At 39.7% G+C, this 24081-nt stretch carries 21 protein-coding genes; 14 read left to right on the top strand and 7 right to left on the bottom strand.

Annotated elements, in window-relative coordinates; genetic code table 11:
• Positions 1-19: 19 nt before the first annotated feature.
• Positions 20-1387: a purple acid phosphatase family protein gene (locus BUF13_RS09135; protein ID WP_073571464.1), complete on the bottom strand. Its 1368-nt coding sequence runs from the start codon at positions 1385-1387 to the stop codon at positions 20-22.
• Between the two features lie 188 nt (positions 1388-1575).
• Between BUF13_RS09135 and BUF13_RS09130 the strand changes: the two genes are divergently transcribed.
• Complete coding sequence (locus tag BUF13_RS09130) at positions 1576-3714, top strand: helix-turn-helix domain-containing protein (protein ID WP_073571463.1); 2139 nt, start codon at positions 1576-1578, stop codon at positions 3712-3714.
• 93 nt (positions 3715-3807) lie between these two features.
• Entirely contained in the window at positions 3808-4257 is a 450-nt protein-coding gene (locus tag BUF13_RS09125; protein ID WP_243839714.1) for a cupin domain-containing protein, read from the top strand.
• A gap of 98 nt (positions 4258-4355) precedes the next feature.
• Here the strand turns inward: BUF13_RS09125 and BUF13_RS09120 are convergent, their stop codons facing one another.
• Positions 4356-7358 carry an AsmA-like C-terminal region-containing protein gene (locus tag BUF13_RS09120; RefSeq protein ID WP_073571462.1) on the bottom strand — a complete coding sequence of 1001 codons (3003 nt, stop codon included), beginning with the start codon at positions 7356-7358 and terminating at the stop codon, positions 4356-4358.
• A gap of 100 nt (positions 7359-7458) precedes the next feature.
• Positions 7459-8805, bottom strand: coding sequence for a dGTP triphosphohydrolase (dgt, locus tag BUF13_RS09115; protein WP_073571461.1), 1347 nt, complete (start codon positions 8803-8805; stop codon positions 7459-7461).
• A 103-nt stretch (positions 8806-8908) separates the two neighbouring features.
• Here dgt and BUF13_RS09110 point away from each other — a divergent pair, with 103 nt between their 5' ends.
• From BUF13_RS09110 to BUF13_RS09095, 4 genes are all read left to right on the top strand, one after another.
• Entirely contained in the window at positions 8909-9745 is an 837-nt protein-coding gene (locus BUF13_RS09110) for a DUF4382 domain-containing protein (RefSeq protein WP_073571460.1), read from the top strand.
• Between the two features lie 97 nt (positions 9746-9842).
• Positions 9843-10643, top strand: coding sequence for a DUF4382 domain-containing protein (locus BUF13_RS09105; protein WP_073571459.1), 801 nt, complete (start codon positions 9843-9845; stop codon positions 10641-10643).
• Positions 10643-11668, top strand: coding sequence for a bifunctional diaminohydroxyphosphoribosylaminopyrimidine deaminase/5-amino-6-(5-phosphoribosylamino)uracil reductase RibD (gene ribD / locus BUF13_RS09100; RefSeq protein WP_073571458.1), 1026 nt, complete (start codon positions 10643-10645; stop codon positions 11666-11668). Before BUF13_RS09105 ends, ribD begins: the two co-directional genes overlap by 1 nt.
• Entirely contained in the window at positions 11661-12143 is a 483-nt protein-coding gene (locus BUF13_RS09095) for a GAF domain-containing protein (protein ID WP_073571457.1), read from the top strand. Before ribD ends, BUF13_RS09095 begins: the two co-directional genes overlap by 8 nt.
• Here the strand turns inward: BUF13_RS09095 and BUF13_RS09090 are convergent.
• Positions 12140-12751, bottom strand: a complete 612-nt coding sequence (locus BUF13_RS09090; RefSeq protein WP_073571456.1) for a thiamine pyrophosphokinase — start codon at positions 12749-12751, stop codon at positions 12140-12142. The two genes, BUF13_RS09095 and BUF13_RS09090, sit on opposite strands and share 4 nt — an antisense overlap.
• The gene (locus tag BUF13_RS09085) at positions 12751-13731 is read right to left on the bottom strand and encodes a dipeptidase (RefSeq protein WP_073571455.1); all 981 of its coding nucleotides are present in this window, start codon (positions 13729-13731) and stop codon (positions 12751-12753) included. Before BUF13_RS09085 ends, BUF13_RS09090 begins: the two co-directional genes overlap by 1 nt.
• Before the next feature lie 121 nt (positions 13732-13852).
• Here BUF13_RS09085 and BUF13_RS09080 point away from each other — a divergent pair, with 121 nt between their 5' ends.
• From BUF13_RS09080 to BUF13_RS20515, 5 genes are all read left to right on the top strand, one after another.
• Positions 13853-14365, top strand: coding sequence for a 3-hydroxyanthranilate 3,4-dioxygenase (locus BUF13_RS09080; protein ID WP_073571454.1), 513 nt, complete (start codon positions 13853-13855; stop codon positions 14363-14365).
• Between the two features lie 118 nt (positions 14366-14483).
• Complete coding sequence (gene kynU, locus BUF13_RS09075) at positions 14484-15761, top strand: kynureninase (RefSeq protein WP_073571453.1); 1278 nt, start codon at positions 14484-14486, stop codon at positions 15759-15761.
• Between the two features lie 24 nt (positions 15762-15785).
• Complete coding sequence (locus BUF13_RS09070; protein WP_073571452.1) at positions 15786-17138, top strand: FAD-dependent oxidoreductase; 1353 nt, start codon at positions 15786-15788, stop codon at positions 17136-17138.
• Positions 17139-17154: 16 nt separating this feature from the next.
• Positions 17155-17763, top strand: coding sequence for a nitroreductase family protein (locus BUF13_RS09065; RefSeq protein ID WP_073571451.1), 609 nt, complete (start codon positions 17155-17157; stop codon positions 17761-17763).
• A gap of 204 nt (positions 17764-17967) precedes the next feature.
• On the top strand, positions 17968-18120 hold the full coding sequence (locus BUF13_RS20515; protein WP_134204377.1) for a lmo0937 family membrane protein: 153 nt from the start codon (positions 17968-17970) through the stop codon (positions 18118-18120).
• A gap of 71 nt (positions 18121-18191) precedes the next feature.
• Here BUF13_RS20515 and BUF13_RS09060 read toward each other — a convergent pair whose 3' ends face one another.
• The gene (locus tag BUF13_RS09060) at positions 18192-18722 is read right to left on the bottom strand and encodes a DinB family protein (RefSeq protein ID WP_073571728.1); all 531 of its coding nucleotides are present in this window, start codon (positions 18720-18722) and stop codon (positions 18192-18194) included.
• Positions 18723-18800: 78 nt separating this feature from the next.
• Here BUF13_RS09060 and gldD point away from each other — a divergent pair, with 78 nt between their 5' ends.
• A complete protein-coding gene (gene gldD, locus BUF13_RS09055; RefSeq protein ID WP_073571450.1) occupies positions 18801-19373 on the top strand; it encodes a gliding motility lipoprotein GldD in 573 nt (190 codons plus the stop codon).
• Here the strand turns inward: gldD and BUF13_RS09050 are convergent.
• Complete coding sequence (locus tag BUF13_RS09050) at positions 19370-21145, bottom strand: sodium:solute symporter family protein (RefSeq protein WP_073571449.1); 1776 nt, start codon at positions 21143-21145, stop codon at positions 19370-19372. The genes gldD and BUF13_RS09050 overlap by 4 nt on opposite strands.
• Positions 21146-21435: 290 nt before the next feature.
• Between BUF13_RS09050 and BUF13_RS09045 the strand changes: the two genes are divergently transcribed.
• Positions 21436-22935, top strand: coding sequence for a choice-of-anchor I family protein (locus BUF13_RS09045; RefSeq protein ID WP_073571448.1), 1500 nt, complete (start codon positions 21436-21438; stop codon positions 22933-22935).
• Between the two features lie 87 nt (positions 22936-23022).
• Entirely contained in the window at positions 23023-24081 is a 1059-nt protein-coding gene (locus BUF13_RS09040; RefSeq protein ID WP_073571447.1) for a phosphotransferase enzyme family protein, read from the top strand.

Here is a 24081-nt window from a genome sequence, read left to right as displayed (position 1 = left end):
GCTTTAGCCCATTCCAAAATTATTTCCTCTTCCGATTTAAATACTCTGCCCTATCCTTTTCATAGGATTCTACCAAATCCTGATCATAGCGATCTTCAAAATCCTGTGTTGGTTCCAATGATTCTTCAGGAAGATTTTTGCCTTCTATAAATGTCAATTTTCCTGCTCCATCTTTGACAATCTTGAACTCATCATAAATATCTCCTAGGACAGTTTTGCTGTAATAATGAAGGGTATCTGGACTTACTTCTATTTCTTGGAAGAGCTGCATATTGGTTCCTGCTCTCTCTATCCAATCTGCAAATCGGATTGCATTTTGGTAGGGACCTGCCACTGAAACTACATAAACTGGAAATGGAGCATCCATTCTTCCTCTAGCATATAAATGTTCGTGTCCAGTCAAAATCAAGGGAACATTGTATTGCTCAAAAAGGGCTTTGAACTCCGGAAAGCGAATACCGGCATCGCGATTTCTAGCCAAGGCATCCATGGCATAATGGAAGGTGATAAATACCCAATCTCCCTCAAATTCCTCAAGACTTTCCTTGGTCCAATCGTAGATTTCTTTGCGATCATCCTCATACCGATAGCGGCACATGTTGAGTGATATGACCCGGATATTGTTGTAATCAACAAAGTAGGTTTCTTCCTCATGACCTTCAGGGCTATTTTTGGGAAAATTGAAATTTTGGAACCAGAGATCAGACAAATCTATTCCTGATTTAGCATTATCATGCTCATGATTTCCGGGAGTAGCGATGGTTGGAATATTTTGAAAAATCCAGCCTCCCCCAGGAAAAAACTCACCGTAATTTTCAATGTTTTGAGCACCTCGATGAACCAGATCTCCACCAAAAACCATGAATTTAGCATCTGGAACATTTAGAATTGCTTGGCGGAGAATCCTACTTCCTTTGGAATAGATAAATCGCTGCACATCGCCGAAATAGATAAACTTAAAAGGCTCATCAGTTCCGATGGCGGTGGTGAATTCCGACCATTCAGACCAAAAATCTCCACTTCCCACTCGATAAGAATAAGTAGTTCCAGGTTCTAATCCAGTGATATTTGCCTGGTGATATGCCCAGGTTCGGTCATCTGAAGTTAAGGTGTCTGTTTCTGCTGAGATTTGGCGGACATCTACTTCAAAAAATGGAGAAGCCGTTGCTTTTACATATTCTACGGTTCCAGATTTGATTTCATCAGAAGTTCTCCAAGAAACTGCCTGACTTGTGCTTGGGGAAGTTTCCCAGGTCAATTTGACGTGATGCGGGGATTGAGGAAGCTCGTTTGATACGGTTTGTTGTTCAGAAACACTTGATTGCTTTTCAGTATGGGTGCATCCTGCGATAAGGATCAATAAAAAAATGGGGGCAAAGTTTTTCATGGTTATTTGGCTTCAGCATGTTCTCTTTTAAAATACCTTGAAAGAATGAGATAGGACCAAGGATGTAGGAATGAAAGCCTAATTCTTAACAAAAAGGTCATTTCGAAAAATGCCTAGGAATGGAATCAGTCTGAAATTCATCAATCCCAACTTTAAAAACCTTAAATTCAGTACAATACTTTTTTATTATGGATTTACAAAGTTCAAGTTTTATTCATTCAGCTATTGAAATAGTATTGTCCAATTTGGATGATAGCGATTTTAATGGAAATGAATTGGCCTCAGCTTTATCCCTAAGTAGAGAACAAACTCATCGGAAACTAAAAAAATCCACTTCATTATCTACGGGTAGATTTATCAGATATATAAGACTACTCAAAGCCTATGAATTTCTGCTAAAAACTGATTATACCGGATCAGAGATTAGTTATAAAGTAGGTTTTGAAAACCCCTCATACTTTAATAAGTGTTTCAAAGATGATATTGGAATTAGTCCAGGTGAGATCAAAAAAATGGAAGATAACTTTAGCCCTAAAGGGAAAGATATCTACGAATTTTATTTGCATCCGGAAATTCATGAACTACTAAAAAAAGCCATCCCATTGCCTTGGGATAGCGATTCAAGTCCTAAAAAAAACTATCAAAGTTTGATTTGGATAACACTCTTGATCATAGTTCCATTCGGAATTTATTTTTTTCAAAAAGAAGACTCATCAAAATTCCATTTACCTCAGAATTCCAGGATTGCAGTAATTCCTTTCAAAAACGAAACAGGAAATCCTCAGCTGAATTCCATAGGTGAAATTGCCAGTAGTTGGATTGCCACGCAGCTGGATAATGTGGAAGGTGTCAAAACTGTTCCTGCTTTTACAGTGGATGAATATCTTTCAAGCTTGGGTGTATTTCGCAATGATCAGGACAATCGACCTACATTCTCAGAATTGGTTGATGCGCGAAATTTACTCACTGGGAATTATTACCTATCCAACAATGAAATCTATTTTGATGTGAATTTGATTGATGGAATTACGTTGGAATCAATCTATCATTTTCCAATCAATAAAGGACATAGGGATAGCGTAATGTCCATAATTGAAGAAATAAGACTGGATGTCTTGGGACTCCTTGTCAATTTGGAAGATGTAAAAATCGGGAAATTGAAACCTCCGAGCTATGATGCCTACAGTGCATATTTAAAAGGACTTGCTGAAATGAAAGATGGTTTATATCCATCTAAGGCCCATAATTATTTCAGAGAAGCTACCACTCTGGAACCCAATTTTGTCATGGCCCAGATTTTTATGTCCTGGTTTGTCGATTATTCAAAGGTTGACTCAATCATGGAAAAGGTTGAAAAAATTCCCACCATGACCCAGTATGAAAAGGCCTTATACCTAGAGCAATCAAATATGTTTCAAAGACGGTATAAGGAAGCTTTACAAGTTTGCTTGGATGTATTGGATGATTATCAGCAGGATTATTATTTCAATATTATGGCAGGACATAAATACAAGTCCCTTTTTATGCCCGAAAAAGCCTTGGAAGTATTAGCCCAAGTTCAGGATCCCAATGTCAATGAAATGGGTTTGATTTGGCATTATTTCAAAACTAGGAATAAAGCAGAATCTCTCCTGATGCTCCACAGGTTTGATGAATGTGTGGAATATTTAAAGTCGATTCCGGAAGATCTACAAAATTCGGCTATTCCCGAATTATGGATTAGTACCTATGTAGCAATGGGGAAAGGAAGGGACTCGGTGGATAGTTTGCTATATACCTATCGTGATCAATCATTTTATCCAGCATATTTGGTTCATGCAGCATTGGAATATCAATTAAAATCTAATGATTCTTCATCGAAGTATTTTGCGAATAAAGCGATTGAATTCCTAAAAGAAATTCCAAATGAAGGAGTTGGAGATTATGACTTGATCGACGCTTACTTTTTAACTGGAGATCTGGAAAGTGCTGAGAGTTTGATAAATGATAGGCTAAAACTTCAGCCACAATTGAAGCTAGAATTGGAGATCTATTTGACTTATGTGAGAGCCAAAAGAGGTTCGTTTGATCAAATTGAAAATCTTCTAGATCAGTTTGAAGATAAGTCAGAATTAAAATGGAGACGGCACGAATATCCCTACCACATTGCCTATCATAAAGCCAGAATTTTAGCTTTGGCAGGATTTAAAAAAGAAGCGATTTCACAATTGGCAATAGCCAAGGAAGAAGGACAATTAAGGCATTATTGGGATTATGAAAGAGATATATTTTTAGTCTCGCTTTTTGATGACCCTGATTTTCTAAAACTTGTTCAAGTGGAAAGCTGATTTTGCAACTATTTTATAAGGATATGCAACAGATTTGATATGTATGCCACAAGATTCATGGCGAATTTCCATAGCAAATTAAACATTAGAGCTATGAAAAATTACTTTATCATGTCGGCAGTTTTCCTTCTGGGATTTTTGGCTGCAATGGGCTTTAAAGAAAAAGCCAATTCTGAAAAACATATTGCGATCTCTGATTTTCCTAAGAATATGGTCATCAATCACTTGGATGATTGGGGAGGAATGTCTGTAGCAGTAAACGAAATGCCTGCTGGTACAGACTTGGGGCCTTTGTTGGAAGGCCTGAAAAATAATTCTTGTCAAGTTCCTCATTGGGGATACATCATAAAAGGGTCTTTGAAAATGATTTATGATGAGGAAGGAGAAGTAATCTTAAATGAAGGAGATTTGTTTTATATGCCTCCTGGACATTCAGGTGTAGTTTTGGACGACTTGAAATTGTTAGATTTCAGTCCGGAAAAAGGAATGAAACAGGTGGTTGAACATATTGAGAAAAAAGTGGCAGAAATGAGTAATAACTAAATATTGCTACTGATTATTCCTCATAAAAAAGAATAGCCCATGGTTTCAACCGTGGGCTATTTCATTCTATTGTCTATCGACTATTATCTATGGACTACTTAATTATCCTTCTTCACAGTCGTATCCTTCTTGGTTTGGGTGTTGCTTTTTAGGAATCCTTTCAATAGATTTTTGGCTTCCTCAACGACCTTTTCGCCACTTTCCCCGGATTTCTTAGCCAATTCAGCTTTTACGCTATCCTGAAAAGCTTGGGCTTTCAGTTTCATTTCCTGCTTGATACTATCTTGGCTAGCTTGGAATTGTTCCTTGGCTTCAGCCTGTAAATTTTGCTTTTCACTATCAAATCTAGACTTCAGTGCATTTGTCAAAAGAGTCTCCATGCTATTTCCACCAGCCAAGCTCACCTGTGGAGATTTGTAGGTTCCAGATAAATTAATGGCTACAGGAATGATTGTGGATTCATTGGCTTCTGTTCCAGAGATGCTCGCCAAAAGTGAATTGGCTTGGGCTCCAAATTTCCCTGCCGGAACCTGCATATTGAGCAAATAATTAATAGATCCGTCAAAGCCAGCGCTTCCTTGAACAGTCGTTTGATAATCCCAAAGCTTGACATTAAATGGTTTGACATCCATCATCCCATTTTCGATTGTTACCGGGATTTTGAGATCTTTGAATTGAAGTGAGTTGGCAGCGGGCAATTTGGTTAAGCTCGTCAAGCCTTGAAGTATTTTATTTTCTTTCAATGCTGCATCCAGTACTGCCAAAATTCCATTCACATCGATCGAAGAAAGTACCGGCATCATATCCGAACCCAGCAGACCGGAGAATTCCAATTGGGAATTGAATCTACCTGTAATATCCTGGGCGATCGGAGCAAATGCTTTTACGGTCGTCAATGATTGGAATGCCTTGGCGATGCTAAGTTCAGTGATGTCCAGTTTCATTGCGAATTTTGGATTGGCCAAATCACGAGGATCGTAGTTTCCATTGACTGTGATTCTTCCATCCAAAGTTTTCATTCCGGCATCTGAAAAAGTCAAAACCCCATCCCTAAGAATCATTTTTCCTCGAACTTCCTTCAGATCCAAGTTGTCATATAATACTTCATCAGCAGCTACAGCCATAGTGAAATCTATATTTTCTGGCAATGGAAGTACTTCCAAACTTGCAGTATCTGCCGAAGTACTACTTTCAGTCATCCATTCATTGACATCAAAATGACTGGAATTGAGATTGAGCTGACCTTTGAGTACTCCAGAGTCTGACAGCAAATAATCCATGTAATTGCTCAAAGTACCTGTAGCTTTCAATGGGCTTTTTCCCAATTGGGCATCAAATTCCTTCAAATCTGCCTGAGCGGGACTGAAAGATGCATCTGCTTTCTTGATACTGACTCCTTGAGGGTAGTCCAGAGATTTGTAGAAAAAGTCCTGAACCTGCATATCACCAGAGGTGTTGAGTTTGGCGTATTGATTCTTTTCGACCGCCTCATATGAACCCGAGGTTTTGATATCCGCATTGATTTTTCCTTTGAGCTCAGTGTCTTCGATTGGGAAAATGGCCATGATTTTTTCTAAATCCACGGCTCCTACAACTTCCCCGTTCCAGTTTAATGCTTCAAAATCCTGAATCTTCAAATTTCCGGCAATTCTTTCTCCTTCCAGATCAAAACCAAAATCAGGAAAATCAGCAACAAAATCCTTCATCTGTCCCGTATTGCTAGTGATTTTTGCTTTGGCTCGGATGTTTTCCAATGCTGATGGATAATCCTGATTTTTAGCATAGCCATTGGCCAAATTGATATCGGCTGTGATTGCAGGCAATACATGGTTGATGGAATCGTATTTTCCTTTTGCCTTTGCATCGATATCCAAAATCCCAGCAAGTTGGGTTCCTTCGATTGGGAAAATGGACGTCAATTCTTTTAAATCCAACTTTCCGATTAACTGACCTTCCATAAAGTAGTCCTTCAAATTGGCCAAGTGGAAGTTTCCTGAAATCGGATTGCTTCCAAATCTCATGGAGAATGTCGGGATGTCCAAACTGGTATTTTCCAGAATGCTGGTTTCATTTTTTGCCTGAAGCTTCACGTTAATGGCATCGACAGGCTTTGGAAGATCAGGATATTGAAACATTCCATCTTTTACTTCCAAATTGATATCAAAAGTTGGTAGTTCAGTTTCGCTATAAAGTCCTTTCACAAATCCATTGAAAGCCATGGTTCCAGAAGATTTGACACTGGAAAATGACTCAGTATAGATTCCAGGAACCAAAGAAAGAATGCTTTTGAAATCAGAATCCATCGCTCCGAATTGAAGATCCAAATCGATTCCGTCCTCCGGCAAGGCTACAAATCCATCTAGATTGAAGTAAAAATCATTTAAGCCAAATGTGCCTTCAGCAAAACTGAATTTCATTTGGTTCATATCCACTTGAAGTGTTGTCTCTCCTTCGAATTTCTTATTGGTCAAATAATGTACTCCTTCATATGCCATATCCGCGATTGTGGCTTCTACCTGCAGCGGTAAATCATAGACATCCAAGGTAAAATCACCAGAACCTTTCGCAGAGATTTCAGCAAGGGCCATTGCAAATTGCATTTGGCGATCATCGTAAATCACATTGACCTGATCGAGCTCAATGGATTCTATTCCCAGTTTAAAAGTTGATTCAGATTCCTCTTCAGGAGCGGAACCATCATCCTTTACGATATCATAATTGGCTTTTCCATCCTCCAAAACCTTGATATACATATCTCCTCCTATCAAGCTCAAGGCAGATAAAGATGGGTTTTCATCAAAAATGATGGATTTAAGGTTAAAGGCTAAATCCAACTCATCCACTTGAATCAGGGTGTCGGCAGCGAATTCTTCTTTTCCCACAATTCCAAAATCTCCAATGGTTGCACTCACATTTGGAAAATGCCTTAAAAGGCTCAAGGAAATTTTTTCTGGATCATAGTACACTTGTGCATTGAGAGAATTATCCAACTCACGATTGATGCGCTCTATGATTTTATCCTTAAATAAAAAGGGGATTGCGACTGCAGAGACCAATAGGAAAAAGAAAACTCCAAGAAATATGTAAAGGGCTTTTTTCATTGTCTAATTCTTTAGGCAACTAAATACGGAAACTGTATCTAATTGATTCACTTACAGGAGGTATTTGTTCAATAATTTTTCCAAAAAAAAGGAAGCTAATTTAGCTTCCTGGAAATGAGATACCTTTGACTCTCCGATATAGGTTCAATGCGTATTTATCAGTCATTCCTGAGATATAGTCCACTAAGATTCGAATTAAAGGATAGGGATTGACTTCCTCTCCCCAACCTTTCAAAGGAAAATCCTCCGGCAAGAGCCTCAAAATGCTTTTATCCTGCCCTGAGAAGCGATCTGGAGCATAAAACTGATGGTACAAGGCTTTTGAGAAAACAGAAAGAAGTCCTTCCAATACCTGGAATCCTGCTGCTTCTTTTTCCAAAACCACTTTGGATCGATAGATTTTGAAGACGGATACTTCGGTGATTTTCTGAAGGTATTTGGCAGAAGGGATGATGTCTGTCAGGGCTTTATCAAAGTTTCCCTTGCACATGCTTTCCTCATACTGTGAAAAAGCTTCTACAGTTTCCTGGATTAGCTCGCCAATAGCCAAAGCGCGCAATGCACCCAAGTTTTGGGCATTGGTTCGATTTTTTAATTTTTCCGGATCAAATTTATCCTTTAAGATCGGAGCTAAAAGGGAGACTGTCTCTTCAAAACTTACGAGCCCCATCGTGCATCCATCTTCCAAATCAATGATGCTATAGCAGATATCATCTGCAGCTTCCACCAAAAAAGCCAATGGGTGCCGCATCCAACATTCTTCACTGGATTTCCCGATTCCAAGAAAGGCTGCCATCTGCTCAAAATCCGCTAGCTGATTGATGAAAAATCCGAATTTCTTCTGGCTTCTTCTTGCCACATCTCGATGGGAAATCAAACTTGGTCTTGGGTACTTTGTAAATGCAGCCAAAGTCGCATAAGTCAATTTCAACCCAAACTGTTTTGAAACAAGCATTCTAAAGCCTTGCGCATTTCCTTCGAAATTGCATAAATCCGCCCATTGCTCTGATCTTACATGATTTTTCCAAACTTGTCCCAAAGGATGAAATTTGAAAAAGTCGGAAATGGCTTCCTCTCCCGCATGTCCAAATGGCGGATTTCCGATATCATGTGTCAAGGCAGCTGCGGCGACGATTCCACCGATTTCTGAAGAAGTGATTCCTGTTTTTTCTAGGTTCGGATATTTACTCAAAAGGTATTCTCCGGCTGATTTTCCTAAAGATCTTCCGACGGAGGAAACTTCCAAGCTATGAGTCAATCGGGTATGGACAAAAGCCTGATCGGGTAGAGGGAAGACCTGAGTTTTATCCTGAAGGTTTCTAAAAGGGGATGAAAAAATGATTCGATCATAATCGACTTCAAATTCACTTCTAGTTGCTTGTGTGGGGATAAACCCCGGTTTGTCTCCAAATCTACCACGTGTAAGGAGTCGTTCCCATTTCATCATCCTCAAAAATAAGAATGCCTGCAGAGAAAACCCTCAAAAAAGAAGTAAATTAGAGTCTGGCATAAAGCTTGAAAATGAATTGGTGAACATAAACCAAATATTTATGAAAAAGTACATTTCATATTTTCTAACTGCCCTAACTGTCATATTTGCTGCTTCATGTACCTCGGATGATTCTCCGGGAAATTTGGATGGGAAAGCAAGAGTTAATTTTTACCTAGTGGATGCACCGGGAGATTTTGATGAAGTATGGGTGGAAGTACTTGCTGTACGTGTGAAAATGGATGACAACTCCATGGATGATGACAATTCTCAAGGAGACGATGATGACAATTATGACTCTTGGCAAGAGATTTCCTATGAAGGAGAGAGCCAAATGGTCAACCTTTTAGATTTAACAGGAGCTAATTCTTTGCTTTTGGGTACTGAAGATTTTGAAGAGGGTGAAATCGATCAAATCAGATTGATTTTAGGTACCAACAATTATGTGGTAAAAGATGGAGTAGAGTCCGATTTGAAAACTCCAAGTGCTCAACAGAGTGGATTGAAAATCAAAATCGATCAAGAACTAGAAGCTGGTCAGACCTATGATTTGATCATTGACTTCGATGTTGCTAAATCAATTGTAGTTGCTGGAAATTCAGGAAATATCAATTTGAAGCCTGTTTTGAGAGCCTATCTACAAGAAGCTGCAGGAATCTCTGGACAGATTTTACCAATTGAAGCACAAATGATCGAAGTGACTGCGGTAGATGGAGATGACAACTATACTACCTACGTTGATGAAAACGGAAACTTCAAAATTCAAGGTTTGGATTCAGGAACCTACTCTTTGGTAATTACTCCAAATGAATTGTATGCTCCAGTTCAAATTGATGGAATCTTAGTAGTAGATGGAGAAATGACTGTAGTAGATCCTATCATCTTGGATCTCTTATAATTGAAATATTCTCAGTAAGATGTTAAAAGCCGGCTAAGCCGGCTTTTTTGCTTTCAAACAATTCTACCTAAACCAAGATTTGGTCTAAATTTGTAATGTGAGAATAAGAAACCTTTTCCCAGCAGTTTTATTGTTTTTGGGCTTCCTTGGAGCCTGTTCCAGTGCTGACGACAAGCCGGAAGCTTTGCTCAATGTTGTTCTAATCGACGCTCCGCCTCTATACGATTCTGTTTTTGTGGAAATCTTTGGAGTGAATGTCACCATGAATGTGCAGGGAAGAGAGACCGAAGAGCAGACATTTTTTATCGAATATGAACTGGGAGATAAGCAAGTTAAGGTCTCAGATTATGTGGGAGGAGAAGTATTACTATTGGGTAGAGAGCCTTTACCTCCAGGGCAGATTATCGGGATGGAACTCGAAATCGGTACCAGCAATTACCTCTGGGAAAGTGAAGACAGATATAATCTACCTTTGGTGGAGACTGCTACTACTCTTATTCCCATTGATATTGAAATGTTTCTGGAATCAGGTCTCTCTTATGATGTTGTTTTGGATTTTGATTTGGAAAAATCCATTCAGACTGTCAATCCAGATCCGCTGACCTTGTCTTTCGATCCCTATTTGCATGTGCTATTGCCAGGAGACTTGGGGGAAATCTATGGGACTATTTCGCAAGATCAGTTAAGACCCGCAATATTTGCTATCCAGGATGGTGATTCTACTAGTACTCATGTCAATGAAGATATGGGCTATTATTTCAGATTACCTGAAGGCACCTATGACCTTTATTTTGATCCAAAAAATGATGGATTTTTAGCTGATACACTTCTTGGATTGGAGGTGGTAGCTGGAGAAAGTCAAACCTTGGATTTATTAACCTTTAGAATCAAACCTTGATGGAAATGCACGCTCAATACATGCGAAGAGCTTTAGAGCTAGCAGAGTGGGGTCGTGGAAATGTCAGCCCTAATCCTATGGTGGGCTGTGTCATTGTTCATGACGGGGTGATTATCGGAGAGGGATTTCATAAAGTATATGGGGGTCCCCATGCGGAAGTCAATGCGGTAAATTCGGTGAAAAACCCTGAATTGCTTCCAGAATCTACGGTTTATGTGACTTTGGAGCCTTGTGCTCATTTTGGTAAAACTCCTCCTTGTGCCAATCTTTTGGTGGAAAAGAGTGTTAAAAAAGTCGTAATCGCGGCTTTTGATTCCAATCCATTGGTTGGAGGAAAAGGAATCCAAATTCTAAAAGATGCTGGAATTGAAGTCGAGACAGGGATTTTGGAACAAGAAGCCCGATCGCAAAACCGACGGTTTTTTACCCAAATCGAAAAGAAAAGACCTTATGTAATCCTGAAATGGGCACAGACCTTAGATGGTTTTGTGGCTCGAAAAGATTACTCCTCCAAATGGATTTCCAATTCCCTAAGCCGTCAGCAGGTTCATAAGTGGAGAGCTGAGGAAGATGCCATTTTGGTGGGAAGGAATACTGCTCAGTACGATGATCCTTCTTTAAATGTGCGTGATTGGGTTGGAAAAAATCCTCTTCGCTTGGTCATAGATAGACAATTGCAGCTTTCACATGAGTTGAAATTATTCGATCATGGAATTCCGACGATTTGCTACAACCTGAAAAAGTCAGAAACCAATGGGAATCTGGAGTGGAAAAAGCTTTCTCCAAAGTTTGAAATCCAGGAGATTTTGGATGATCTGCAGGAGCGGAAAATCCAGAGTTTGATAGTAGAAGGAGGTTCCTTCCTTTTAAATAAATTCATCGAATCTGAACTTTGGGATGAAGCAAGGGTGTTTACCAGCCAGGTGAAATTTTTGGAAGGAATCAATGCCCCTCAAATTTCTCATCCCTCAAGTGAAAGAGTTTATTTCCTAGAAGACGAATTAGCCATTTATTACCATGTCTGAAAATCTATACGTTCCTGAATCTGCTACGAAAGCAGAGCAATACGAAGCAGTTCTTCCGCAAATCGAAGCCTTGATTTCTGGAGAACCAGATATGTATGCCAACCTCTCCAACATCGCAGCGGCATTGAAGCAGGCCTTTGATTTTTTCTGGGTTGGATTCTACGTGGTTAAAGGTGAGCAACTAGTTCTCGGACCTTTTCAGGGACCTATTGCCTGTACCCGAATTAATTTAGGGAAGGGTGTCTGTGGTACGGCTTGGAAAGATGCCAAAACTCAATTGGTGCCGGATGTGGATGCATTTCCTGGACATATTGCCTGTAGTTCAGCTTCCAGATCTGAAATTGTAGTTCCGGTATTCAAAGGTTCTGAAGTTGCCATGGTCTTGGATGTGGACAGCGATCAATTGAATGATTTCGACGAAACTGATCAGCTCTATTTGGAAAAGTTGATGGCTGTTTTGTCGGGAACGCTTTAAGTAGTTCTCTCTCCAATCCAAAAAACTCCCGGAGCCTGTATTTCAGTAAAGCCTTCCGGAACTTCCAATATCGTCACATAAGTGAGGGGTAAAATGAGTTTTCCGTTCTCATTTTCCAATTCTACGGGTAAGCCTTCCTGTCCAAAAATCTCAATTTCACTGGATCGGAACCACTTCTTGAATTTTCCGCCTTTCACGGGATAAAACTTCCATTCGGCTTCTTGAATCGTAAGATCCATTTCCTCCAAAAACAATCCGAGCTCCAATGCCTTCTCATGTGGAAACCCTACCAGATGAGCTGCTTGATGATTGGATGCCATTAGATAGTGGAGTCCGTCTCCCAAAAAATTATCAGTGGAGGAAGTGTAAAATCTCAATGGATATTGCTCTTCCAAAAGATTCAGATTTGCCTTTTGAAAGTCTTCACTCGCTAAAACCACATCGATTTTGATTCCCCAAGAGAGAACTTGATCTACACAATTTTCGGCAACTAGCACTGTTGGAACCCATTCCAACAAAGGACTGATGGAATCGAAGGAAATTCCCTGGGTATCCAAAATCAGAACTGCCGGTTCCTGTTGCTCTTTGACAAAATGATGGGAAGACATCAGCTGTGAAGGTTTTGGTAGAAAGTTAAGACGTTTTTGTAAGCTAGGTTTTCTAGAGATTCAGAATCCAATTTGCTGCTCAAGCTTTCCAACAAACTTGGGTATTTGCTGGCATCATCTGCCAAAGGGAAATAGAATGGAAAGCGGTTAGGATCACCAAAATCCTTGGTATAAAAGTAATCGGCCCCAAATCCTTGTGCCTCTTTTCCACCAATTTCAAATCCATGAAGGATATGTTCAAACAACCTTTCAGGAACATCAGTATCTAAAAATGCACGAAGGAAGTTCACTCCGATAATTCCTTTTCTACGGATGATTTCTTGAGCAAACTCATCAGGTAAGTTTCTTTTATGATCCCAAATAGCTCGATAATTCGAGTGACTCGCAATGATTGGAATATCCAAGTTTGCTTGCGCAATATGATTTAAGATCCCTTCTGCTAGCAAATCAGATGTATGGCTGAAGTCTACTGGGATTTTCTTTCCACTCATGTAATCGAGTAGTTTTTTGCCATCGTCTTTCAGGCCGATTCCTTCGGTATAATTTCCCCCTCCGAAACGGTTTTCAGTATGGTGGGTCAATCCGATATAGGCAAGCTTTTCTGTTTTCTCGAGTATCCTGTCAAACTGAGCATAAATTTCATCCCAAGTGGCATCTTCATTTCCCAATCCAGCAGCATTTTCAATGGATGCGAAAAGCGAAACAGTCTCATCTGAAGGAAGAATTTTGCAATCAAAGGCCGAAAAGGACTCCTTTTCTTGACTAACAAGTTCATTAAATTTCTCTGCCTGCTTCCAAGCCAAATCCATGGAAATAGGTCTGACATCTGTGTAAATCGCACAAACCTGGACTTTGACATTTCCTGATTTAAGATGTGGAAATGCACAAGCAATCTCATCTCCTGCAAATGGACTTGCATCGGGGATTCGAGCTAGGTAAGAAAGTAAATCGCAGTGTAGATCAATAATTGGTAATGACATGAATTCGGCCTTTTGAACAAAGTAAGGGAAAAAAACGCGTGTTTTTTAATACTTTTAGTACCTAATTCAATTGGGCGAAAATCCTGTTGAGAATGCCCTTTTCCACTAAAAAAATCAAATTATGGCCTTGTCCCAACCTTTCAATTTCAAAAAATGGATTGATGATAATAGACATCTATTAAAACCACCTGTTGGCAATCAGCAAGTTTACAAAGGGAATGATGATTTCATTATCATGGTTGTCGGTGGGCCTAATTCTCGAAAGGACTATCACTACGATGAAGGGGAAGAATTCTTTTATCAATTGGAAGGAGATATCGTGCTCAAGGTTATTGAGGATGGCAAGCCAAAGGATATTCATATCAAAGAGGGAGAAATTTTCCTTTTGCCCCCAAAAGTTCCTCATTCTCCTAGAAGACCAGCCAATACAGTGGGTCTAGTGGTAGAAAGATACAGAAGACCAGGAGAGAAAGATGGCTTTATCTGGCATTGTGAAAACTGTGGAAATTTGCTTTACGAAGAGTATGTTGAGCTGACTGATATCGTCAATCAATTGCCTCCGATTATGGATAGATTTTGGAACAATCCTGAAAACTGTACCTGCAAAAACTGTGGTACGGTGATGACAAAATAGACCAAATGAGTTGAAAGGTTGGAAGGTTAAAAAGTGGTAAAGATGACCCACACTTTTTGGGCGGTCTTAAAACTTTGAACCTTTGAACCTTCCGACTTTAAAACTTGTAACCTATTACATGAACTACCAATATTCAGAATCCTTTGCCCTAGAAATGGATCAAAAAGATCCTTTGGCAAAGTTTAGAGATCAATTCATTTTCCCTCAGGTGAATGGGGAGGAAGCTATTTATTTCTGTGGAAATTCCTTAGGACTTCAGCCTAAAACCGTTCGAAATGGATTGGACCGAGAGCTTCAAAACTGGGCTAAGATGGCTGTAGATGGGCATTTTCATGGGGAAGATGCTTGGTTTTATGCAAAGAATAAATCCAAGCCTGCTTTAGCTGAAATCATGGGGGCTCATGAGCATGAAGTGGTAGCAATGAACAACCTCAGTGTGAATTTGCACCTGTTGATGGTTTCTTTTTATCGACCTACGTCAGAGAAATACAAGATCATCGTGGAGGCAGGAGCTTTTCCATCTGATCAATATATGTTAGAGACTCAGGTGAAGTTCCACGGCCTGAATCCTGAGGAAGTCATCGTGGAATTGAAGCCGAGAGCTGGTGAACATACCTTGAGAACGGAAGATATTGTTGCTGAAATCAAAAAGCAGGGTGATGCTTTGGCTTTGGTCAATATGGCCGGTATCCAATATTATTCAGGACAGCTATTTGATTTGGAGGCAATCACCAAGGCCGCTCATGAAGTGGGAGCTTATGCTGGATTTGATTTGGCGCATGCTGCAGGTAATGCTCTATTGAAATTACATGATTGGGATGTAGATTTTGCGACCTGGTGTAGCTATAAGTATATGAATTCCGGTCCAGGAAATATTTCCGGAATTTATGTTCATGAGCGATTTGCCGAAAGGCCGGATATACCTCGCTTTGCCGGTTGGTGGGGTCACGATGAAGGCCAGCGCTTTAAAATGGAAAAAGGATTTCTTCCCATGTTTGGAGCGGATGGATGGCAGTTAGCTAATACCAATATCTTGGCTTTGGCAGCTCATCAGGCTTCATTGGATATTTTTATGGAAGCTGGAATCGAAAATTTGAGGAATAAAAGTGTTTCTCTTACTGGCTATTTGGAGTATTTGATCCGTGAAATCAGCGGAGAATCAGGCATTTTGGAAATTATTACCCCAGAAAACCCCTCGGAAAGAGGTTGTCAATTATCTTTGCTGATTCATCGTGGCGGTAAGGCCGTCTTCGATGAGTGGTATCAACATGGAGTAGTGGGTGACTGGAGAAACCCAAATGTGATAAGATTGGCCCCTACCCCTCTTTATAATAGCTATATGGATGTTTTCAGATTTGCGAAGATTTTGGAACAATCCATCAAAAAATTCGCTTAAAAGAGCGAGGAGAATAAATTCCACATGAAACAGAATGAAATAACTGTCTTAGGAGCTGGTTTGATTGGCTCTTTGATGGCAATATATCTCAAGCGTCAAGGTTTGGATGTCACGATTTATGACAAAAGACCGGACAAACGCAAAACTCCCTATTACGAAGGTGGCCGTTCCATCAACATGGCTTTGAGCCATAGAGGTTGGAAAAGTTTAGAGCAAGTTGGATTGAAAGATCAGGTTTTGCCTTTGGCGATTCCTATGTATGGTCGTAAAATCCACGACGAGCACGGTGGTACTTCTTTCATTCCTTATGGAAAAGATAAGCAAGCCATTTATTCCATTTCAAGGGGAAAATTCAACCAATTGTTAGCTGAAGAAGCAGAAAGATTGGGTGCTCATTTAGAATTTGAGCACAAATGCCTAGAAGTAGATTTCCAAAGTCAGGAGATCACTTTTGAAACCAAGGACGGGATCAAAAAGAAACATGCACCGGTGATCGTTGGAGCAGATGGGGCCTATTCTGCGCTTCGTCTTTCCATGCAAAAGCAAATCCGTTTTAATTACAAGCAAGAATATTTAAGCCATGGCTATAAAGAATTGACGATCCCAGCTACTGCTGATGGAGAGTTTGCCATGGACCCGAATGCACTTCACATCTGGCCTAGAGGAAAGTTCATGTTGATCGCTCTTCCGAATCCGGATAAGTCTTTCACTTGTACACTTTTCCTTCCTTTCCAAGGAACCAAAGTGTGTTTTGATAAAATCAATGATGAAAAGGATTTGGAGTCAGTTTTCAGACATTATTTTGATGATGCCTACCAATTGATGCCAGATTTGAAGACTGAATTCTTCAAAAATCCTACAGCGGCTTTAATCAATGTAGAATGCTTCCCTTGGGTTCAGGGGCATAGCATCTTGTTGGGCGATGCTTCTCATGCGATGGTTCCTTTCTACGGACAAGGGATGAATTGTGGTTTTGAGGACTGCTTCATTTTGAATGGCTTGTTGGAAAAGTATGGCTTGAATTCTTGGGATTTGGTTTTCGAAAAATTTCAAAAGAACAGAAAACTGGATACAGATGCGATTTGCCAATTGGCAATGGAGAATTTCATCGAAATGAGAGATTCTGTGGCTGATCCAAAGTTTGTTCTTCGTAAGAAAATTGAAGCTAAGCTCAATGACCTCTATCCCAATGACTGGATTCCATTGTATTCTATGGTGACTTTCTCTGACATGGGCTATGCGGAGGCTTATGCACAAGGGAAGCTGCAGGAAGAAATCATGGACAGAGTGATGGAAGACCCTTTGATCACCGAAAACTGGGACAAGCTGGATTACGAGGAAATCATCAATAAAATGGAAACTGCGAAGGCGGTTTAAGACTATACTTTACTTTATGCAAAGACCTGACTTTAACACAGAAGAGGTAACCAAAATTATCAGAGGGAGACGTTCCCTTTTTGTATCCCAATTCAAAGAAAACGATCCTGTTGATGATGCTATCATCGAGGAAATGTTGGAAAATGCCAATTGGGCCCCAACTCATAAATTGACCCAACCTTGGAGATTTATTGTTTACAAAGGTGAAGGGTTGAAGAAGTTTGCTGACTATCAGGCAAACCTTTACAAAATGAGAGCTGAGAAAAATGGAACACCATTTATCGAAGCTACTTTCAATAAGTTCAAGGAGAATCCATTGAAAGCATCTCACGTGATTGCCATTTTGATGAAAAGAACTGAAGGTTCTGGCATCCCGGTTATGGAAGAGATCGCAGCGGTTTCTATGGCGGTTCAAAATATGTATTTGACAGCATCCGCACATGGACTGGCAGCATACTGGGGAACAGGCGGACCTACTTTCTGGCCGGAAGCTCGTGAAGACTTCGGTTTGGAAGGGGAAGATATGTTGATGGGCTTTTTTTATGTGGCAAAACCAGGAATTGAAAATTGGCCAGAAGGCAAAAGAGATTCAATTGCTGAGAAAGTAGCATGGATCACAGAATAAAAGATGTCCCGGCCTGATGGTCGGGATTTTTTTGTGAAAAATTTTTCCCAAGCTGAGGAATAAAATTGGGGAGAATTCCTGTTCTATAGATATTAATTTTTTGAAAAATAGGCCCTTATTGTTCAGAAACGCAGTTTTTGACTATTTTTTAGGAATAGGCACCTTGATTGAAATAAGTAAAGTGTTCAACCAAAAAACAAGAAAATGAATTCTTTACTTTATTTAATCGCAGTGATTTTGATTATTGGATGGATCTTTGGATTCTTTGTGTACAGCGTTGGAGGATTGATCCACATCCTATTGGTATTAGCAGTAGTTGCTATTTTATTGAGATTGATCTCAGGCCGAACAGTCTGATGAAAGAGAATAAAAATAAAAGGCCTGACATCTATTAAATGTCAGGCCTTTTTCATTTTGATTTTTTTGTTTTAGAATCCTACGAATGCAGGCGGTTCTACCCCGTTTGCTCTCAAGTAAGCAATTGCGGATCCTCTATGATGAGTACTATGGTCCATCAATAAAGCCATTACTTGTCTTTTGGATACGTTATTACCAAATACTTCCATCAATTCACCAGCTTGCTCAGGAGTCAGAGATTTCATGACCATTGCTCCATAATCATAGGCTTTTGCTACATAATCAGCCAATTCAGCTTTGCTTGCTGTTTCTACGTCGATAGTAAATCCTGGATCTGGTCCTCCTAAGAATCCCTGAGAAATACCAACAATTGCATTTCCGATATGGTGGATTTGCTCTTTGAAACTCATTGCTCCCGGATCCGTTTTGTAATTCATACCTGAATCAGGCATTTTGTTCAAAACGTCAATTGTGAATTGTTTGCTATTATTCCATTTTCCTAAAAACTCATCCATGGTGGTTTGAGCGTTGGAAAATCCAGCAAGGCAGACAAATAGGAATGTTGCCAAACTAAAAACTAGTGTTGTAAATGTCTTTTTCATGTTAAAAGAGGTCTTGGTTATTTTCATAAATTTCAACTTTTCCCCAATCAATTCAAATCCAAAGTCTAATTTTAGGTCATGAGAAAATTAATCTTGTTCGGTTTAGCAGTTGGTATTTTGAGTTCCTGTGAAGAAACCTATCTTCCCAAACCTCCTGGTTATAATCGAATAGATTTACCTTCACATACTTTTTCGTCACTGCAGGGGGATTATCCTTACAATTTTGAATACTCGGTTCATAGCTTGGTGGAGCCAGATTCATTTAATCTTAAAGAAAAATATTGGATCAATCTGGATTACCAGGGTTTTGAGGCAAAAGTACATTTGACGTATAAACCCATCAATGAGCAATACGACTTTAGAACCTTGAGCAATGATGCTTTCAATTTGACAGCAAAGCATCAGAAAATGGCCTATGGGATCTCAGAAAATGTGTTGGTGACGCCGAACGGCTATACTGGAGTAGTTGCGGAATTGACTGGAGAGGTGCCTACCCAGTTTCAATTCTTTGTGACTGATTCAACAGATCACTTTTTGCGTGGAGCCCTGTATTTTAATACCGCAATGAAAAATGATTCTTTGGCTCCGGTGATAGAATACATCAAGGTGGACATGGCCCACCTGATGAATTCCGTCAAATTTTTTGATTAATGTAGGGTTTTCCAAGCTCGGATAATTACAATGCTACAAGCGATTGAAATTACAGCTCCGATAATTCCTCCAAGAGTATTTCCATAGATAAAGAAACCTGTGGAGAATAGTGCAGAATAAACCATCACGGTACCTGCTAGCATCAAACCAATTTCTTTTGGCAATTGACCTTGCTCTTGCTTTTCAGCAGGGAATCTATCCAAGACTTTTTTCCAACCGTAAGCAGCAGGTCTCACTTTTCTGTAGAAACTTAACAAAACCTCGTCTTTCTCTGGAGCAGTTAAGAATGTCACCAACATCCATCCGATTGTTGTGATAGAAACCGAATAGATCAATTTCAAATATGCCTGCTCAGCAGGGATGTGGATCAAGTTGATATTTGGATTGATCACCTCGAAGAAGATTGCAACCACGAAAGAAATCGCCATTGCTGAGATTTCTGTGAATGCGTTGATTCTCCACCAGAACCATCTTAGGATAAAGATCAAACCAGTACCAGCACCGATTTGCAATAAGATATTAAATGCATCTAAAGCAGAAGAAAGCGCCAAAGCAAGGATTGCAGATAGGACCATCAATACCACAGTAGAAATTCTACCAACGGCTACCAATTGCTTGTCAGAAGCATCAGGCTTGATAAATCTTAGGTAGAAATCATTTACAACATAAGAAGATCCCCAGTTCAAATGAGTAGAAAGCGTAGACATAACCGCAGCAATCAAAGATGCCAACACGATACCAATCAAACCTGTTGGAAGGAAAGTCAACATGGCAGAATAAGCCAAGTCATCACCTAATTTATCAGCAGGGATATTCGGGAATGCTGCTTGAAGGTCACTGATATTTGGGAAAAGCACCAATGAGGAAAGTGCAATCAAAATCCAAGGCCAAGGTCTCATGGCATAATGAGCTACGTTGTAGAAAAGTGTAGCACCCATTGCATTCTTTTCATCTTTTGCAGAAAGCATTCTTTGAGCGATGTAACCACCACCACCTGGCTCAGATCCTGGGTACCATGTCGCCCACCATTGGATTGCAATTGGTAGAATGAACAAAGGAATGTAAACATTAGGATCCGTGAAATCTGGAAGGAAATTTAATTTGTCTGCAACATTCTCATGAGTCAAAAGATTATTCAAGCTTCCGATTTCTGGTAAATCCAAAATGAAATAAGCCGCTCCGAATGATCCAATCATTGCAATGAAGAATTGGAAGAAGTCAGTCAAAAGAACCCCTTTCAATCCACCTAGAGAGCTATATACCACTGTTACGATGGAGGCAATCAATAGCGTCTGAACCGGACTCAAGCCCAACATTACCCCACCGATTTTGATTGCGGCAAGGGAAACAGTAGCCATAATGACCACATTGAAGAATACTCCCAAATAAATCGCTCTAAATGCTCTTAAGAATGCCGCTCCTTTTCCAGAATAGCGCAATTCATAAAATTCCAAATCGGTAGTTACTTCAGATCTTCTCCAAAGTTTTGCATAAACAAACACTGTAAGCATCCCAGTAAGCAAGAATGCCCACCAAGCCCAGTTACCAGCAACGCCGTTTTTACGGACAATGTCTGTTACCAAGTTGGGAGTATCAGCTGAAAAGGTGGTTGCCACCATGGAAACACCCAATAGCCACCATGGCATATTTCTTCCTGATAGGAAAAATTCTTTGGCTGAGGTACCGGCTTTTTTCGAAGTAAAAAGTCCAATGAGTAATGAGACTACAAAGAAGGCTCCGATAATGGCCCAGTCAATCGTACTTACATTCATAAGGGGAAGCGTTTATTTAATGCAGACAAATAACAAAAAATTTATCTAAATGCCTTTCAACTTTTTTAATAAATTTTATAAACAGGCCAATTTTAAGTGTGATTTGCTATTTATTTTGATAAGGTAAGTTGGCCTAATTTCTTGATACATTAAGTATATGTTACATCTTTTTAGCTAAGAAGTGAATTTTTAATAGGTTGGTAATTTTTTAATAATCTAAAAATCAACCTCTTAGTATCCGTTTCAGGTAATTTCAATTCTTTATACATCCACCATAACCTTATAATTAAATGAAAAGAATTGGGATTGTTGTTTTAATGGCCGGAGTGCTTTTTTCCTGCCAAGAGCGTATCGGGAAAGGGGTTCCCGTTTTTACAAATTTTTCTGAAGTGTCAGATATAGACATAAGTCAAGGAGGTGAAGGAGCTGCAGAGATTTCTGCTTATGATCCAATGACTCAAAGACTTTTTGTAGTAAATAATGAACTCGACTCCAAAGTGAATGTCATTGATTTTTCCGATATCAAAAATTTGATGGATTTGCCAGGAGAAAGTATTGATGTAACTCCTTATGGAGGGGGTGTTAATTCCGTAGCAGTGAAAAACGGTTTGCTAGCTATGGCGGTAGAGGCAAATACCAAAACAGATAATGGTTCCATTGTAATTTTTGAAACCACAAATCTTATTACCCCAATCCAAGTAATTCCTGTCGGCGCTTTGCCAGATATGGTGACTTTCAGTCCAAATGGTCAATTCATAGTTTCTGCAAATGAAGGAGAGCCAAATGATGATTATTCTGTCGACCCAGAAGGTAGTATTTCTATTATTGATGTAACTGATGGGTTTTCTTACCAAACTTTGGGTTTTGGAGCATTTGAAAGTCAAAAGGAAGCATTGATGGATCAAGGCTATAGAGTTTTTGGTCCAGAAGCTACTCTGGCAATGGATACAGAGCCGGAATATGTAGCCATCAGTGCTAACTCAACCACTGCTTGGGTTACACTTCAAGAAAACAATGGAATAGCCAAAGTTGATTTGTTAGGAAAGCAGATCACAGAAATTCTTCCTTTGGGAATGAAGGATTATTCTAAGAAAGCCAATGTCTTAGATCCTAGTGATAAAGATGATGCCATAGAATTAGGGAACTGGCCATTGAAGACTTATTTCATGCCCGACGCGATTGTAGCTTATTCTGTGGGTAATACTGACTTTTTAATTACTGCAAATGAAGGTGATGCTAGAGAATATGATGGTTTTGAAGAGGAGTCTAGAGTGGAAGATTTGATGTTGGATGAAACGGCATTTCCAAATTGGGAGGAGCTTCAAAAGAAAGGAAATTTAGGTAGATATACTGCCACCACGATATCAGGTGATCTAGATGGCGATGGAGATTTTGATGAGATTCATGGTTTTGGAGGTAGATCTTTTACCATTTGGAATGCCAATGGTGCAATGGTCAATGATTACAAGACTTTGGAAATGGATTTGATCAATACCAATTCGTCCCTTTATGACGATGGAAGAAGTGATAACAAAGGAGTGGAGCCAGAGGCTGTAGAAATCGGAACAAGTGGAGGAAGAACCTATCTGTTTGTAGGAATGGAAAGAGCAGATGCTGTTGGTGTATATGAATTAAGAGGTGTTGGTTCTATTGAGTTTATACAATTACTGAAAGTGGGAGACGCTCCTGAGGGAGTCTTGTTTATTCCTGAAGAAGAAAGTCCAAATGGTCGAGCTACTTTGGTTGTAAGCTCCGAAGATGATGGGGTGATAAAAGTTTTCCAAAACTAATGCCCTGAAATTGTGATTGATAAAGCTGTCTTCTGTAAAGGAGGCAGCTTTTTTTAGACCCAATCAAATTTCTGAATAATTTTGGGGATGGATCTTCAGAAAATTCACCAAATACTATCCCTATACCCTAGCCTTCCTTTTCAGGAATTGTCCAGTATCAATGCACTTGGTAATGGGCTGATTCATGATACCTACAGGATTACAACCGCAGATGGTGCTTACGTTTTGCAAGCCTACAATCAGTCGGTATTCCCATTTCCTGAGCGCATTGCCAATAATTTGGGGATTTTGATCCGTGAAAAAGTGAATGATCAATTGCCTTACTTTCTTCCTTTGCCATTACTCAATTTGGAAGGAAAGCAATTGACCGAGGTAGATGGAAAGTCTTGGAGGATTTTTGAATTTGTAGAGGGAAATACCCTGGAGCAAATCACAGCTTTGGATCAAGCAAAAAATGCAGCATTCGCTTTTGCAAAATTTTCATTAGCTGGAGCTCAATTGGATATGGGAGCATTTCAGGAAACCATTCCTGATTTTCATAGATTGGATCTTCGCTATGAAAAGTTCCTTCAAGAGGCAGGAAAAGCCCAAAATTTGGATGAAGAAGAACAATCTATTCTACTGTTTTACGTCAATCAAAAGCCTTTGATAGAGGCATACAAAGAATTTGCTCAAAAGCTTCCGGTTCGATTGACGCATAGCGACACCAAAATCAATAACCTGATTTTTTCCAAAGATTTGAGCAAGGTGGAGGCTTTGATTGATTTGGATACAGTGATGCCGGGCTTTTTGATGTATGACTTCGGGGATATGGTAAGGACAGTTGCCTGTTCCATTCCTGAAACAGATACCCAATGGGAGAAGTTATGTCTAGAAGAAAAGGTATTTGAGCAATTGCTGGAAGGTTATTGGTCAGGTCTAAAGTCCATTGCCACTCCTGAGGAGAAAGAATCCTTGCTTTTGGCTGGTGAAGTGATGACTTGCATGATGGGATTGCGATTTTTTACTGATCACTTGATGGGAAACGTTTACTATCGAGTTCAATACCCTGAGCAGAATTTACACCGAGCCAAAAATCAAATGATTTACCTGAGAGATCTTCAGCAAAAAAGAGGAACTCTAAAGGCATTGATCGACCAAATTTGA

The organism is Algoriphagus zhangzhouensis, assembly GCF_900148515.1.
Classification (GTDB): domain Bacteria; phylum Bacteroidota; class Bacteroidia; order Cytophagales; family Cyclobacteriaceae; genus Algoriphagus; species Algoriphagus zhangzhouensis.
This window is presented reverse-complemented; position numbering and strand designations above follow the sequence as displayed.